The sequence below is a fragment of the Streptomyces sp. NEAU-YJ-81 genome (assembly GCF_017592595.1).
Taxonomy (GTDB): Bacteria; Actinomycetota; Actinomycetes; order Streptomycetales; family Streptomycetaceae; genus Streptomyces; species Streptomyces hygroscopicus_B.
On record NZ_JAGFNO010000002.1, the window covers coordinates 274,792 to 290,181 of the forward strand.

Consider the following 15,390-nt stretch of genomic DNA (forward strand, 5'->3'; position numbering starts at 1 on the left):
GACGCCACGGGGCGTAGGGCGTCCCGCGACACATATCGAGGAGGCATCGGTGGCGGGCGAGTCCCCCGGCAGGTCGGATCAGCAGAAGTCGTCGGGGGAGACGGCTAGGGGAGAAAGCGATCCGCGGCTCGCGATCTCGCGCGAAGCGGAGGCGGCCCAGGGCTCGACGGCGGTCGCCGTCGTGTCCGACGACCTCCGGTCGGGTTCCGGTGAGCCGCAGTCGGCTCCCGACGAGCCCGATGTGACCTCCGAGGCGGCCTCCGAGGCGAGGGCCGAAGCGGAGGCTGAAGCGGAACCGAAGGCACCGGCTGCCGACGGGGACGATGCAAAGGTTTCTGGTGTTCGCGATGGTGAACAGGGCGAAGGTTCCGGGGCGTCGGAGGCGAAGGACGAGCCGGAGGCGGATTCCGGTGCGGCGGACGAATCACCCAAGGGAGATGCGCCCGAGCCGGACGTGGAGCCGGAAGCGGACGCGGAGGGTGGCGCCGACGCCGACGCGAAGGCTGAGGGTGCGTCCGAGGCTGATGCCGAGGCTGAGGGTGACGAGGACGGCGGCGAGCCGTCGGAGACGTCGGTCGATCAGCGCACGGCCGTCTTCCGCGCGCTGAAGCCGAAGGCTGACGGCGACGTGAACGCTGAGGGTGCCTCCGAGGCCGAGGCCGAAGCCGAGGCGGATGAGGGCGGGGACGAGCCGTCGGAGTCGTCGGTGGATCAGCGAACCGCCGTCTTCCGTGCGGTCAAGCCCAAGGCGGACGCCGACGTGAAGGCTGAGGGTGCGTCCGAGGCTGATGCCGAGGCTGAGGGTGACGAGGACAGCGACGAGCCGTCGAAGCCGTCGGTCGATCAGCGCACGGCCGTCTTCCGCACGGTGAAGCCCAAGGCGGACGGCGACGCCAAGGCTGAGGACGGGGACAAGAAGGAGAAGGAGGGGGCCAAGAAGGGGGAGGCCGAGAAGGCCGCCGCGTCCGATGCGGACGACGACGCCTCCGGCAAGCCGGTCGACCGCGCGACAGCCGCCTTCGGCGTGCTCCCGGAGAAGCCCGGAAAGGGTGGCAAGAAGGGCGTCGACCAGCCGACCACCGCCTTCAAGACGGTCAGCCCCCCGGCTGACAAGAAGACGTCCGGGGAGGCGTCCGAGGAGGCGTCCGACGCCAAGACCGCCGAGAAGCCGTCCGACGCGAAGGCGTCCGAGAAGACACCCGGCAAGAAGCCCGCCGCCGAGTCGGACAATGAGCGGACCAGCAAGTTCGTACCGCTGCGGTCCCCCGACGACCCGGCCCCGTCGAAGCCCTCCGCCGCGCCCACCGCGCCTACCGCCCCCGCCGCGCCCGCCGCGTCGTCGGCCCCCGCCGCCCCGCCGACCGGCGTGCCCGAGGCCGAGCGGACCAAGCAGCAGCCGCTGCCGCCGCTGGCCTCGGACGGCAAGCAGCCCGAACCGCTCGACCTGCTGGCGCAGCTGACCAACACGCCGCCCAAGCCCGAGACGCCGATGCGGACGGCGGTCCGCCGGGTCAAGATCTGGACGCCGCTGGCCGCGCTGCTCGTGATCATCCTGGGCGTCGTCCAGGCGCTGCGGCCGCTGCCGGAGCCGTCGCTGAAGCTCACCGCCGACTCCTCCTACCGCTTCGGCGGCGGCGAGCTCTCCCTGCCGTGGCCCGGCCAGGGGCAGTCTGCCGCGGAGGTCGAGGGCGTGGGCAGCCTGGGCACCTCCGGGGCTCAGAAGCCCGTGCCGATCGCCAGCGTCACCAAGGTCATGACGGCCTATGTGGTGCTCAAGGACCATCCGCTGAAGGGCGACGCGGAGGGCCCGAAGATCACGATCGACGCGCAGGCGGCCGAGGAGGCCAAGTCCGCCGACGAGTCGCGGGCGGAGGTCAAGGAGGGGCAGACCTTCACCCAGCATCAGCTGCTCCAGCTGCTGCTGATCAACTCCAGCAACAACATCGCCCGGCTGCTCGCCCGCTGGGACGCCGGGTCGCTGGACGCGTTCGTGAAGAAGATGAACGACGCGGCCGAGGGCCTGGGGATGAAGCAGACGACCTACACCGACCCCAGCGGTCTGAAGGAGTCCACCAAGTCCACCGCTGCCGACCAGCTGAAGCTGGCGAAGGCGGCGATGCAGTCCGAGGCGTTCCGGGCGGTCGTGGCGACGCCCAACACCGAGATCCCGGGGCTCGACGACCGGATCTACAACAACAACAATCTGCTGGTGAAGCCGGGCGTGATCGGTATCAAGACCGGTTCGTCCACCCCGGCCGGCGGTGCGCTGATGTGGGGCGCCGTGCGGACGATCGACGGCAAGAAGCAGCGGATCCTCGGTGTCGTCCTCGAACAGCGCGCGACCACCACGCTGGACGCCAGCCTCCAGCTCGCGCAGACCAACAGCTACAAGCTGATCAGCACCCTGCAGGACGCTCTCACCTCGGCCACCGTCATCAAGAAGGGCGATGTGGTCGGCCAGATCGACGACGGGCTCGGCGGCACCACGCCGGTCGTCGCCACCAAGGATCTGAAAGCGGTCGGCTGGTCCGGTCTGGGGGTCGACATCAAGATCGGCGACGGCGGTAAGAAGGTGCCGCACTCCGCCAAGGCGGGCACGGTCGTCGGCGAGGTGACCGTGGGCACGGGCCCCGGACAGCTCACGGCGCCGGTGGCCCTGAAGGATGACCTGTCCGAGCCGTCGTTCGGCGCGAAACTGACCCGTATCGGCTGACCCAGCGGGGAAGTGGGCTAAGGGGACAAGCGAAGCGGCCCCGGCGCGAAACGCCGCCGGGGCCCGACGCGGCTCGGGGCCGCCCGCGCGTGCTAGCGTCGGTGGGTCCCCGGCCTGGACCCGCCGCATGCGAACCGGAGTGATCCGGTGCGGGGTTGAGGACGATGGGGCAGACCTCGGGGGAAGACGGGGAGAGCCGCAGTGACCACCGTGGATCCGACACGGGCCGATGAAAGCGGGGGCTCGGAGGAGAGCACCGCCGCACGAATACGCGTGCCCACGCAGCGCTGGCCGGCCGAGCCGACGGGCCCGGCCGAGGCGGAGCGGGAGAGTGGCCTGGCCGCTTCGGGCGGGCTGCTCGGGCGCGCCCGGGCAGCCGCCCGGCGCCATCCTGTTGCCGCCGCCCTGGCCGCCGCCGCGCTGCTGCATCTGCTGTGGGTGGCGCTGCTCGCGAACAGCGGCGGTGACCTCGCCGCGCAGGACGCCTGGGCGGAGTTCGCCCTCCAGCATCCGGACTTGGCGTACAACCTGGCCTGGTACGGCGGGATGCACCCGGTCTCGTACAGCGTCATTTCGCCCTATCTGATGGCGGTCCTCGGGGTCCGCTCGACGATGATGGTCGCGGGGACGCTGTCCGCCGGGCTGCTCGCGCTGCTGCTGGTGCGCAGCCGTGTCGTACGGCGGCCGTTGTGGCCCGCCCTCTACGGCGCGTTCGCGCTGGCCTGCAACGCCATCTCGGGGCGGGTGACCTTCGGGCTCGGCGCGATGTTCGGGCTCGCGGCGGTGGCCGTGATCTTCGCCTGGCCGCGCAGGTGGCGGTCCCGGCACTGGCACCACAAGACCGGACGGTTCGTACTGGCCGCCCTGCTGGCCGCGCTGTCGACCATGTCCAGCCCGGTGGCCGGCCTGTTCGTGGGCGTCGTGGCCGCCGGCCTGTGGCTGACCAAGCGGCGCCCCGCCGCGTACGCGCTGGGGATCACACCCGCGCTGGTGGTCGGCCTGTCGGCGTGGCTGTTCCCGTTCTCCGGTGAGCAGCCGATGGGCATCGGGTCGGTGATCCTGCCGTTCATCACCGGCGCCGCCGTGCTGATGTGCGTGCCGCGCACGTGGTCGACGGTGCGGGTCGGGGCCGGGCTCTACTGCTTCGGGGTGGTGCTCACCTGGGTGATTCCCTCCCAGGTCGGCACCAACATCTCCCGCCTCGGCATGATCTTCGGCGGAGTGGTGCTGATCGCCGCGCTGCCCGCCCTGCGCAAGCCCCCGCGCTCCGAGCTGCGCTCCACACCCGCGGGCCGTCGCTGGACCGTTCTGGTGCTGGCGCTCGCGACCGTCACGGTGTGGCAGGGGGTCAAGACCGCCGATGACGTCATCCACACCGCCCCCTCGGCGTCCTGGGCCCGTGAGCTGGCGCCGCTGGTCGACCGGCTCAAGCGGGAGAAGGCCGACCGGGGCCGGGTCGAGGTGGTTCCGGTGCGCAGCCACCGCGAGTCCTCCGCGCTCGCCCCGTACGTCAATCTGGCGCGCGGCTGGAACCGCCAGCGCGACCTCGACCGGAACCCGATCTTCTACGGCGATGACACCCTGACCCCGGCCAGCTACCACGAATGGCTGAAGCGCTGGGCGGTGCACTATGTGGTGCTGCCCGCGGACGACCCGGACACCGCGGCGGAGCAGGAGGCCAAGCTGCTCGGCACCAAGCTGCGGTATCTGCGCCAGGTCTGGTCGGACGCCAACTGGAAGTTGTACGAGGTCAAGGACCCGACGCAGATCGCCGATCCGCCCGCCACCGTGCAGCGCGCGGGCGCCGACCAGCTGGTGCTGTCGGTCCGCGCCAAGGGCCCGGTGCTCATCCGCATCCCGTACTCGCCGTGGCTGGGCCTGGTGGACAACGACGGGCACAGCGTCCGGGCTCCGAAGGGGGAGGACGACCAGCTGCCGGTCAACCGCGAGGGCTGCCTCACCAAGCAGATCGAGGGCGGTGAGGAGGGCCAGCCGGAGGACGAGTGGACGGTGCTGCACGCCCCTCGGCCCGGCGTCTACCGGATAACGGGCAAGTACCAGCTGCCGCGGGGCACACCCTGTCCGGACGAGATGGTTCCGTGAGCCCGCTCAGCCGCAGACCGTCGACAGCCAGGGCTGGTCGGGGGCGCCGCGCAGGCTCTGGCGGACCCTCTCCAGGCTGCGCAGCAGCTCGTCCGGCTGCCGGGTGGTGTCGCTGAGGTAGGTCAGCGCGGCGCGCTGGAAGGCGAGCCGCATCCGGGTGGGCATGGCGTCGGAGGCGTCCAGGCACAGCGAGGCCGAGTCCCGGAGGGTCTCCGCGATCCTCCGGTCCACCTCGTCGTCGCCCTGGGCGTCGAGCGGGACGCCGGGGTTGGCGAAGAACGGGTGGGTGCTCTTGGTGGCGGTCTGCCGGCCCCAGGTCCGCTGGGCGTCGGCCGAGACCAGATAGCGCATCAGCTTCTGTGCCTGTGGGGTGTCACGGAACATCGCGGCGAAGTCCCCTGATACCTCCCGGGCGGTGGAGCGCCGGTCGGCATCGGGGAGCAGCCTGGGGGAGAAGGCGAAGTCCGCCTTGTTCGGGTGGGGGTAGCCGCTGCGGATGAACGACCCCTGGTGCTCCAGTGCGCACGGCGGGTCGGCGTCGAACAGCTTGCTCCCGGCCTTGCGGAAGTCGGTGATCAGCGCGGTGCGTGCGGTGTCCCTGCCGAAGAGCGAACCCCAGCTCTCCCAGGCCCGCCTCACCCGCGGATCCGTCCACGGCAGCCCGCCGGTCGCCCAGTCCTGGTAGACGGATCTGCCCTGCTGCTGGAGCAGCAGATCCTCGATCCAGTCGGTGCCCGGCCAGCCGGAGGTCGCGTCGTCGCCCATGCCTACGCACCACTGGCGGCCGTCGGCGGCGAGGGCGGGCAGTGTGTCCGGGCGGCGGTCATGGTCGTACCACACGATGCTCTTGAGGTCGGCCTTGACCGCGATGCCGTACACCGACCCGTTGGCGCTCAGTCGGGGTGTCCACAGCCGTCCGTACGCCGTGCGCTCCCGGCTCGGGATCACTCGGTTCAGCGGGGTGAGCTGGCGCTGGCTGGCGTAGGCGGCCAGCTCGCCGGAGCTCGGCAGCACGGCGATATCGGGCGGCGTTCCGGAGCCGACCTCCGAGGACAGCACCTCGCGCAGCGCGGTGGTGCCCTGGTAGTCGACATGGACGCCGGTGCGCCTGGTGAAGGTGTCCAGCAAGTTCCGGAACGCCTCGCCCTCGGGGCCGGTCCACGACGCGAGCACGCTGACGCTGCCGCGCGACTGCCAGCCGCTCGTATCGCCGGCGCCCACGACACACAGCAGCACCATCCACAGCCCGAGGACGGTGGCCGTGGCCTGGCCGGACCGCTTCGCCGCGCTCATCGGGGCTGGAACCGGTACTCGTCGATGCGCGGCTGCAGACCGACCAGGATCAGCGCGGCCAGCACGGCGCCGCCCACGGGTATCCAGCCGACCGCACCGGCCTGCCACTGCGCGCTCCGCATCGTCCTCGCGACCTCCCTGGCGGTGGGGCCGCCGGTGCGGCCGATGGTCGATCGGGTCAGGCTGGTCCGGGCCGACTCCAGCCGGTCCTGGGTCTGATAGGTGAAGACGGCCAGCGGCAGCAGCGCGACGAGCAGCGCGGTAGCCGCCGCCAGCCAGGGGCTGACCAGCCGCCGGAAGCGGCGCCGCAGAAAGCGCTGGGTGTGCACCAGCAGCGCCGCCAGCGTCAGGAACAGCCCCGGCACCAGCAGCCACCAGGCGAAGGACAGCAGCCAGCCGAAGGAGGTCTGGTCGTCGAGCACATTGAACTGCCGCTTCTGCACCGCCCTCAGGCGGTCGAGGATGCCGCTTTGGTCATGCCGCAGGATGGAGTCGGCATACCGCAAGTAGGCATGCATGAGCGTCGGGTTGTCGCGGCTGGCGTACGCCTGCTCGATGGTGTCGCCGTAGGACGTCACCAGCGCCGCCGTGGTGCGCAGCGACCCGCGCGCCGACTCGCCCCCGATGGTGCTCTTGGACACCTGGGCCAGGCTCTGCTTGGCCGTCGACAGCTTGTTGCGGTACTCCTCGCTGAGCCCCTCGAACTCCGCGGTGGGGCTCGAGATGCTGCGCTTCGCCTCGTCGTAGGAGGCGTCCAGCGCGTCGATGGCGGCGGCGACCTGCAGTATCGCCGGGGTGGACCGGTCGGTCACCGCCGCGGAGTTGCGGCTGACGCCGAAGTACGCGGCCAGCAGCGCGATCACGGCCAGCGCCGTGACCACCAGCAGGGCGATCAGCCGGCGGACCAGGAAGGCTCGGGTGCCGCTCATGTCGCACCGCTCGGTTCGGCGCCCAGCGGAGTGTCGCACTGCTGGCAGAACTCGGCGGTGGCGGGCGCCCGGCGCCCGCAGGCCGGGCAGATGACATCCGCGGCGGGCGGCGCGGCGGCCCTCGGGCGCTCCACCCCCACGAAGCGGACGCTCTCCTCCGACACGATGATCGCCGAATTGAGGTCCAGCGGCCGGATGGGCTCGCGGATCCGCACCTCGCCGGTGGCGGCGTCGACGATGTGGACCAGCCCGCTCAGCCGGGTCAGCATCTTCTCGCTGCCCAGCTGATGGGCGAGCTGGACGGCGCGCCCCCACTGGCGGTGGGCCCCCTTCCGGTCACCCGCCTCATACGCGTCGCAGCCCGCGGTGATGGCGTGGCCCAGCTCGGAGTCGGCGTCGTAGTGGGCCAGCCGGGGGTCGATCCGGGACGACAGCAGCACATCGTCCGTCCACTGGACCAGCAGGGACTCCGGCTCGGGCGGCGGCAGCGCGGTGTCGCCCTCCACCGCCAGTTCCACGGTGGCCAGCTCGACGTCGTCGCCCGTCGGATCGCCCCGCGGATCGGCGAGCACGGACACCTGGTACTCGCGGGTCTCGTCGCCCCACGCCTTGGTGGTCCACTCCCAGGTGCGCTCATCGGGGCGGACTCCCTCGTCGGTGACGTCCACCCGGGTGGGGTGCACCTGCTTGACGAAGCCGACCCGGCTGCCCGCCCGGGTGCGGATCCGGATCCGCACCCCGGCCAGCGCCTTGGCCATCGAGGCGGAGACCATCTCCTCGAACTCGGCGGCCAGCGCGGCGTCCTCCAGAACCGCGTCGGCCCTGCCGTGCAGCCGGCGCGCGATCCGCTTCAGCTCGGTGGCGTCCCAGCCGTCGCCGATACCGCGTGCGTCACAGGTGAAGTGCGGGGCACACGCGTCCAGCACCTTGTCCAGATAGCCGGGCGGGTCGTGTTCGTTGCGGCCGTCGGTGAGCAGCAGGGTGTGCTGGATCGCGGTGGGCTGCCGCTGATGGAGCCGGCGGGCGAGATCCAGCCAGGAGCCGATCGCGGTACCGCCGATCGCGGGCAGCCGCGCCGCGACCCGGGCGGCGGCGGCCTTTGTGTCGGGCCCCGCGACCGCCATGCCGCCGGTGAACGGATAGACGACCTGGGCTTGTTCGGTGCCCTCGACGATCGCGAAACGGGTGCCGTCGCGGAGTATGCCGACCGCGGTGGCGGTGGCCCGCCGCGCCGCCGCGATCTTCGTCGGCGGCCAGCTCATCGACATCGAGCAGTCGATGACGATGACCTCCGAAGCGGCGGTACGGGCCGCCGCCGGGCCCAGGCCGCGGGCCCGGACGCTGACGATGGCGTGCATCTCGGTGCGGCCCGCCGAGGCGGGGAGGTACTTGTTCTGATGCACCCGCAGGGTGAGGGCCGGACCCCCGTCCGCGCCCTCCGGGCCTGGGACGTGTTGTCGCTCTCTGCGGTCCTCGTTCATCTGATCCCCCTGTCAGACGTCAGACGCGGGTCACGGGCCGGATGGCGTTCGCGTGGTCGATCAGCGCACCGAGCACCTCGGGGCTGTCCGCCTGCCGGGCCAGCCGGCGCAGCGTCAGCTCCAATTCGGCGCGCAGCGCGCTTTCGTCCTCCCACTCTCCATACACCAGCGACGGGGGTTCGGTTCCCCTCCGCGGCGCGGCAGTCGCCGCGGCGGCGCGCCCCTTCCGCCCCCAGCGCCTTGAACGGGCCTGCCCAGCGGGCTCGCCCATCCTCTCCCCGGCGCCGGACTGCCGCTCCGCCCAGTCCAGCGTCACCTCCAGCGACTCCGCGGTCAGCCGGTCGCGGGCCGGGCCGGACTCCCGCCCCTCGTCCAGATACAGCCGCGGCAGCCGGGTGCGCACCTCCGCCAGATCCTCGGCCGTCGGCAGGGCGTCGGGATGCCCCAGCCGCCCCGACAGCACCCGCACGATGGCGATCCGCGCGGCGTCGTAGTGGCGGGAGACCTTCGGCACCCCGCCGAGGATGTCCACCGCGCCGCCCCGGTCGCCCGCCGCGAGCCGGAGCCGGGCCAGCCCGAACGCGGCGCTGCCCTGCGAGCGGTTGCGCTGCCACACCGCCTCGTAGAACCGCTTCGCGGCCTCGTGGTCGCCCAGGTGCTCGGCGCAGTAGCCCAGCGCCAGCTTGGGCGCGTACTCCCCGGGCAGGGCGCTGTAGACCTCGTCGAACTGCTGCCGGGCGTCGGCCACCGCGCCGTCCGCCAGCCGCAGCAGGGCGCGGTGCCAGGACAGCCGCCAGTCGTACGGGGCGGCCGAGCCGATCAGCTCCACCGCGATCGCCAACTCCTGGGCCGCCGCCTCCCGTTCGCCCAGCTCCAGATGGGCGCGGCAGGTGCGCAGCCGGATCTCGGCGGAGGGGCGGGGGAAGGCGTGCAACTGCTCGATCAGCCGCCGGGGCCCGCTGTCGGTCGGCACGCCCAGCAGCGCCGCGCCGGGATCCGCCGCGTCCGGGAACGGCACCGGCAGCCCGGTCGGCACCTGCTCGGGGCGGGGCAGCCCGGACGCCAGCAGTGGGCGGGGGTCCCCGTCCAGCCAGCGCTCCAGGTCCGGGATCCGGCCCAGCGAGGAGTCCAGCAGCGCCGAGGTCGGGGCGAAGAGTGTGGACGGCTGCGGCTGCTCCCGGCTCAGCCGCAGCGAGTGGATCTCCCGCAGCACGCCCCACAGTTGCTCGGACATCTCCGCGGCCGATCCGAACCGCCGCTCCGGGTCGGCCGCGGTGGCGCGGGCCAGCACCCGGCGGTAGGACTCGGCGCCCAGGCCCGGCGGCCGCTGGGCCTGCCGGGTGGCCTTGTCGGAGAGCTCTTCGAGCGTCCTGCCGACCCCGAAGAGGTCATGACGCTCGGTGAGGGCCGAGGCGCCCCGGGCCAGCACCTCGGGGGCGGCGAACGCCTCGGTGATCACGGGTGGCCCGCCGTCCCGCTGGCCCAGCCGCCACACCGCGCCGAGGTCGATCACCTTGACCCGGTCCTCGTAGTGCATGACGTTGCTCGGCTTGAGATCGCAGTACAGCAGCTTCTCGCCGTGCAGATAGCCCACCGCGCGCAGCACCAGACAGCCGTAGGCCAGGATGTGCTCGTACAGCCGCGGCCCGTCGTACGGCTCCACCGCGTCCGCGATGTGGTCCTTGATCTGGGCGAGCGTCATCCCGCCGACGAACTCCATCACGATGTAGCCCGCGAGCGCGGTCTCGTCGCGGGGGTCGGGCTGGGTGACGTAGTTGATGATCCGGACGATGCCGGGGTGGTCGAGCATGGTCAGATAGCGGCGCTCCTCGACCGCCGTCCGCAGGGCCGCCTCGTCCTCGTTGTTGATCAGGCCCTTGATGGCCACGGGCTGGTCGTCCAGCTGGGTGTCCTCGGCGAGATAGACCCAGCCGAGCCCGCCGTACCCCACGCAGCCGATCACCCGGTACTGATCGCCCAGCAGATCCCCGGGGCTCAGCCGCGGGGCGAAGTCGAACGGATGGCGGCAGCGCGGGCAGTAGCCCCTGGAGAGCGCGGGCTGCCCGGCGTAGGGCGCGCCCACGATCTCCTCGCATCCCTCCCAGCCGCAGGTCTGGCCGCGCGAGGGGGGATGCGGATCGTCCATCACCAGGTCGCGCAGCGACGGCAGTTCGACGCGGGGCAGGGCCAGCGGATCCTCGCGCGCCGGCCGGACGGTGAACTTCCGCGCCACATCGCGGCGGCGGGCACGGGCCGTGGTCGCGGTGGACTCGGACACCAGAGCTTCGCCGGGCCGGGCGGGTGGGAGAGTCCGAGCCTGGGTGGGTGGGGAAGTGCGCGCCTGGGTGGGTGGGGGAGTGGGCTCGGGGGCGGTGGGCAGGGCCCTGCGGCCGCACTCCGTGCAGAACCCCCGGGCGTTGATCCGGCCCAGGCCCTCGCCGCGGCAGTCCGGGCGATTGCAGTGCGGGCGATCGTGGTCCGTAAGACTGTGATCCGGGCGATTGCGGTCCGGACGATTGCCGCCCGTACGACTACGGTCCCTACGACTGCCGTCCGGACGACTGCCCTCCGTCATGGCGCCTCCCCCTCCGGCGGTGTGTGCACGGCGGCCACGAACCGGTCGACGGCGCGGCGGGCCTCCGGCAGATCACAGGGCACCGTGGCCAGCAGCCGCACCGCGGCGCGGTGCAGCGGGATCAGCTCCGCCCGCTCGGATTCGGCCTTGCTCCCGAGCATCGCCGTGTACGACACGAGCTGCCACTTCAGCTCCTGGACCGCGGGCTGCTGGGCCTCTATCACCCTGAGCGTCTCCTCGGCCCGCTCGGCGACCGTCCGGACCGTGTGCTCGAACGCGGCCAGCTTGGCGACGATGCGGTGGGAGCGCAGCTCGGGGTCGGAGCGCAGCCGGGTCAGATTGATCCGTAAGGCCGTCGCGTCCTCGGCGTCCGACAGGGACGAGCGGCGCGCCCCGCGCTCGGCCGCCTCGTGCTCGCGGTCGGCGGCGAGGGCCACCCGCCCGGCGAGCTCGTCCAGCCAGGCGTCGATCCGGGCCGCCTCGGGGCGGAACAGCCGCTCGGCCAGCCACAGTCCACGGGAGTGGGGATCGCGGAAGACCAGCATCAGCCGGCCGCCCCGGTCGGCGAGCAGCTTCATGAAGCCGACCAGCGCCTCCGGGTCGCGGGCGCGGTCCACGCCGACGGCCACGATGGTGAGCGGCACCGCGTTGGCCCGGACCCGGCTGAGCGGGGAGGTGTCGCCGGGCGAGCGCAGATCCATCCGGTCCGCGACCCGCAGCGCGACCTCGGTGTCGGTGCGCCCGGTGACGTCGATGGCCAGGTCCACACTGCCCAGCGGCGGTACGGTGCCGTGCGGCGCGGCGGAGACCGCCTCGTCCGGGCCGCCGCCCGACAGCTCGCGGTCGGCGAGCGTGATGGCGCGGCTGAGCGCCTCGTACCGCACGTGGTCGTCGTCCTCGATGACCACGGTCTCCACGTCCGCGATGTCCGGGCGCCCGGTGAGGGGCTCCCGGCGCAGCCATACGGCGAGCCGCTGGGCGAAGCCGATGTCCTGGACGCCGGTGGTCAGCGGGGAGACCAGGGGCCGGTCCACCCCGGGGTCGCCCCGTAACCAGCGGTGGACCAACGGCAGATGGCGCACGATCGTCTCCACCGGGATCATGTAGGAGACGCTGAGGCGCTCGGCGGAGGGGACGCCGACGGGGTCGTCGTACCGGCTGACGACCATGCCGATCACATGCCGGGTCGCCTCGTCCTCCACCCCGGCGCCGCTGAAGCCCTTACGGACCACATCCCTGGGCGACTTGGGGTCGAGCCCCACCCACTCCGCCCGGGGGCCGACGCGCCCGGCGGTCTTGGCGCGCAGATAGTGGCCGTTGTCGAGCCCCTTGGGGAAGCCGCCCATCCACACCGGGCGGCCGAGCACCGGCGGCAGCCGGTAGAGCGGCGCGGCGTGCTCGGCGGGCTGCGGCCGGCCCAGCCGCAGCAGCGCCACGTCGCCGCATCCGTCGGAGCGTTGGGGCACCCAGCCGCCGTCGGCGACGCGCGCGGGGACCGGTGCGGCGTCGGGCACCTCGACCAGGTCGACCAGCACCTCGGTGGCGGGCACCGGGAGCCCGTCGTCGGGGATCACATGGGCGCACGTCAGCACCGTCTCGCTGCCCAGAAGGATTCCGGCGCCCAGGACGTCACCGGCCGAACTCCGGATCCTTACCCGCCAAGTGCCCCCGCTGGAGGTCTCATCGGCGGTAATGCCCATTTCCGCCCCCATGTGGCAAGAGCATACGCCCGGGAGGTACGGAAGTGACCCGTCCGTCCGATGGGTCACGGGAACGGGTGAGGGGTGGACCCGGGGCCGGAGAGGAGTGGGGCCGGGGCCGGAGAGGGGCGTGCCGGGACGGCGTGGAGCGGGACGGCAGGCCGGGCGCAGTGCGGTGCCCGGCCCGGCCTGTTCCGCACGCCCGGCCATTTGGGTGACGTGGCGTCACCCTTCTTGTGGCGGGCTACGTCGGATGGATTACTGAAAGTGTGCGGTGGAACCCCGCCGGTCTCTTTCCGGTGCTGGGGGCGCCGCGTCCTCGCCGGAGCCGGGCGCCAGGCGTACCGCGAGGAGGACCGGGCGGGTGCCCCAACGTCCGCTGTCGCGCAACGGACTTCCGTGAGCGCGAGCGGGCCCAGCCCGTCCGGTCCCGTCCACCCCACCCCACGCCCCGCCCTCACCTCAGGAGGCCATGCGCCATGCCCATCTCACCCAGCCAGGGGTCGTCCGCCGGCGGACAGACCGTCACCATCACCGGCACCAACCTCGGCGGTGCCACGGCCGTGCACTTCGGCAGCAAGCTGGCCACCATCACCGGCAATACCCCCACCTCCGCGACGGTCACCACGCCGTCCGGCAGCGGGGTGGTGCCGGTGACCGTGACCACGGCCGGCGGCACCAGCAATCCGCTGAACTTCTTCTACGTCGGCGCGCCTTTCAAGTCCGCGCTGAGCACCGGCGCCGGGCCGCTCGTGGGCGGCAACACCATCACCATCAACGGCACCGGCCTGTCGACCGCCACCGCCGTGCACTTCGGCGCCAACACCGCGACGCCGACCATCGTCTCCGACAGCCAGATCACCGCGGTCGTACCGACCGGTGCCGCGGCCGGGACGGTCGGGGTGAGCGTCACCACGGCGGGCGGCACGAACAACGGCTTCTCCTACACCTATGTGGACGTGCCGACGGTCATCGGCTTCACGCCCGCCTCGGGCCCGCCCTCCGGCGGCACCGCGGTGACCATCACCGGCACCAACCTGTCCACCACCCAGTCGGTGACCTTCGGCGGCATCGCGGCGCCGTTCACCGTCATCAACGACACCTCCCTGTCCGCGGTGTCGCCTCCCACCGCGGACGGGGCGCCCGGCCCCGCCGACATCACGGTCACCACCCTGGCCGGCAGCGCCACCGCCGCGACCCCGTTCCAGTACGTGGCCGGTCCCGGCATCTGATCACCCGTGGGACGACTCGCCAGAAGGAGATCCACCTTGAGTACCCCTCAAGCCACAGGCACAGGCACCGGTCCCTCGACGGCCGTGGCGTCCCCTCCTGTGATCAGTTCCGTCACTCCCGCCGCCGGTTCTCCCGGCGGCGGGACCCTGGTCACCCTGACCGGGAGCAACTTCATCCAGCCGTCGGCGGTCCGCTTCGGCCCGATCCTGGCCACGTCGTTCACGGTTGTCTCCGCCACGCAGATCACGGCGGTGGCGCCGCCGGGCAGTGGGACTGTGCAGGTCACGGTGACCGGGCCGGGTGGGACGAGCAATGGGCTGGCGTACAGCTATGTGTCGGTGCCGGTGCCGGTGCCGGTGGTGTCGGGGGTGTCTCCGGGGCAGGGTCCGGCGGCCGGGGGGAATACGGTCACGTTGACGGGGAGCGGCTTTACGGGTGCGACGGCGGTACGGTTCGGGGCCGCCAACGCCACGACCTTCACGGTGATCTCCGCCACCCAGATCACGGCGGTGGCACCGCCCGGCAGCGGGACCGTCCAGGTCACGGTGACCGGCCCGGGCGGGACGGGCAGTGGGGTGGCGTACGGCTATGTGTCGGCGCCCGTGCCCGTGCTCACCTCCGTGTCCCCGGGGCAGGGGCCGGTCGGCGGCGGGAACACGGTGACGCTCACCGGTAACGACCTTACGGGCGTCACCGCCGTCACCTTCGGCTCCACGCCCGCCACGTCGTTCTCCGTCGTCTCGGCCACCCAGATCACCGCGGTCGCCCCGCCGGGGGCCACCGGGCCGGTGCAGATCACGGTGACCGGGCCGGGCGGCACCAGCAACGGGGTGACGTACTTCTACGTCGGCGTCCCCACCCTCACCGGCGCCGCACCCGCCCTGGGCCCCGTCGTCGGCGGCAACACCGTGACCCTCACCGGCACCAATCTCCTCGGCGCGACGGCGGTGCGCTTCGGCGCGACGCCGGCTTCGTCGTTCACGGTGGTGTCGGCCACGCAGATCACGGCGGTGGCCCCGCCGGGCAGCGGCACCGTGCAGATCACGGCGGTGACGCCCGGCGGCGCCAGCAACGGCGTCCCGTACACCTATGTCGCCGTTCCCGTCCTCACCGGCCTGTCGCCGACCGAGGGGCCGCTCATCGCCGGGACCACGGTCACGCTCTTCGGCAGCGGTCTCACCACGACCAGCACGGTGCTCTTCGGCACCACACCCACTTCCTTCACCGTCGTCTCCGACGTCTGGGTCACCGCCCTCGCCCCGTCCGGGCCCGCCGGGCCGGTGAACGTGCGGGTCACCACGCCCGGCGGCACCAGCAACAGCCTCGTCTACACCCGCGTGGCGGCGCCCGGGATCTAGCCGCG

At 72.6% G+C, this 15,390-nt stretch carries 9 protein-coding genes; 4 read left to right on the forward strand and 5 right to left on the reverse strand.

What is annotated here, in order from left to right; genetic code table 11:
* Nucleotides 1–49: 49 nt before the first annotated feature.
* Together J5X86_RS06750 and J5X86_RS06755 are read left to right on the forward strand one after the other, a co-directional pair.
* A complete protein-coding gene (locus tag J5X86_RS06750) occupies nt 50–2,713 on the forward strand; it encodes a D-alanyl-D-alanine carboxypeptidase (protein WP_208515859.1) in 2,664 nt (887 codons plus the stop codon).
* A gap of 201 nt (nt 2,714–2,914) precedes the next feature.
* Nucleotides 2,915–4,816: an MFS transporter gene (locus J5X86_RS06755; RefSeq protein WP_208515860.1), complete on the forward strand. Its 1,902-nt coding sequence runs from the start codon at nt 2,915–2,917 to the stop codon at nt 4,814–4,816.
* A 6-nt stretch (nt 4,817–4,822) separates the two neighbouring features.
* On the opposite strand, the gene J5X86_RS06760 is transcribed toward J5X86_RS06755, so the two are convergent.
* Genes J5X86_RS06760 through J5X86_RS06780 form a run of 5 tightly spaced genes read right to left on the reverse strand, consistent with a single transcriptional unit; the run spans nt 4,823 to nt 12,806 of the window.
* Nucleotides 4,823–6,109, reverse strand: coding sequence for an ABC transporter substrate-binding protein (locus J5X86_RS06760; RefSeq protein WP_208515861.1), 1,287 nt, complete (start codon nt 6,107–6,109; stop codon nt 4,823–4,825).
* Nucleotides 6,106–7,038: a hypothetical protein gene (locus J5X86_RS06765; RefSeq protein ID WP_208515862.1), complete on the reverse strand. Its 933-nt coding sequence runs from the start codon at nt 7,036–7,038 to the stop codon at nt 6,106–6,108. Before J5X86_RS06765 ends, J5X86_RS06760 begins: the two co-directional genes overlap by 4 nt.
* Nucleotides 7,035–8,519 carry a VWA domain-containing protein gene (locus J5X86_RS06770; protein WP_208515863.1) on the reverse strand — a complete coding sequence of 495 codons (1,485 nt, stop codon included), beginning with the start codon at nt 8,517–8,519 and terminating at the stop codon, nt 7,035–7,037. Before J5X86_RS06770 ends, J5X86_RS06765 begins: the two co-directional genes overlap by 4 nt.
* 19 nt (nt 8,520–8,538) lie before the next feature.
* Nucleotides 8,539–11,094 carry a serine/threonine-protein kinase gene (locus tag J5X86_RS06775; RefSeq protein ID WP_208515864.1) on the reverse strand — a complete coding sequence of 852 codons (2,556 nt, stop codon included), beginning with the start codon at nt 11,092–11,094 and terminating at the stop codon, nt 8,539–8,541.
* Entirely contained in the window at nt 11,091–12,806 is a 1,716-nt protein-coding gene (locus tag J5X86_RS06780; RefSeq protein WP_243979630.1) for a serine protease, read from the reverse strand. Before J5X86_RS06780 ends, J5X86_RS06775 begins: the two co-directional genes overlap by 4 nt.
* A gap of 467 nt (nt 12,807–13,273) precedes the next feature.
* On the opposite strand from J5X86_RS06780, the gene J5X86_RS06785 reads away from it, so the two are divergent.
* A complete protein-coding gene (locus J5X86_RS06785; protein ID WP_208515865.1) occupies nt 13,274–14,026 on the forward strand; it encodes an IPT/TIG domain-containing protein in 753 nt (250 codons plus the stop codon).
* Nucleotides 14,027–14,125: 99 nt separating this feature from the next.
* Complete coding sequence (locus tag J5X86_RS06790) at nt 14,126–15,385, forward strand: IPT/TIG domain-containing protein (protein WP_308124456.1); 1,260 nt, start codon at nt 14,126–14,128, stop codon at nt 15,383–15,385.
* Nucleotides 15,386–15,390 lie beyond the last annotated feature (5 nt).

Bases quoted from the DNA above. Each gene is read 5' to 3' on its own strand.
- J5X86_RS06760 (WP_208515861.1), bottom strand. From the start codon at position 6,109: ATGAGCGCGGCGAAGCGGTCCGGCCAGGCCACGGCCACCGTCCTCGGG.
- J5X86_RS06765 (WP_208515862.1), bottom strand. From the start codon at position 7,038: ATGAGCGGCACCCGAGCCTTCCTGGTCCGCCGGCTGATCGCCCTGCTG.
- J5X86_RS06770 (WP_208515863.1), bottom strand. From the start codon at position 8,519: ATGAACGAGGACCGCAGAGAGCGACAACACGTCCCAGGCCCGGAGGGC.
- J5X86_RS06775 (WP_208515864.1), bottom strand. From the start codon at position 11,094: ATGACGGAGGGCAGTCGTCCGGACGGCAGTCGTAGGGACCGTAGTCGT.
- J5X86_RS06780 (WP_243979630.1), bottom strand. From the start codon at position 12,806: ATGGGGGCGGAAATGGGCATTACCGCCGATGAGACCTCCAGCGGGGGC.
- J5X86_RS06785 (WP_208515865.1), top strand. From the start codon at position 13,274: ATGCCCATCTCACCCAGCCAGGGGTCGTCCGCCGGCGGACAGACCGTC.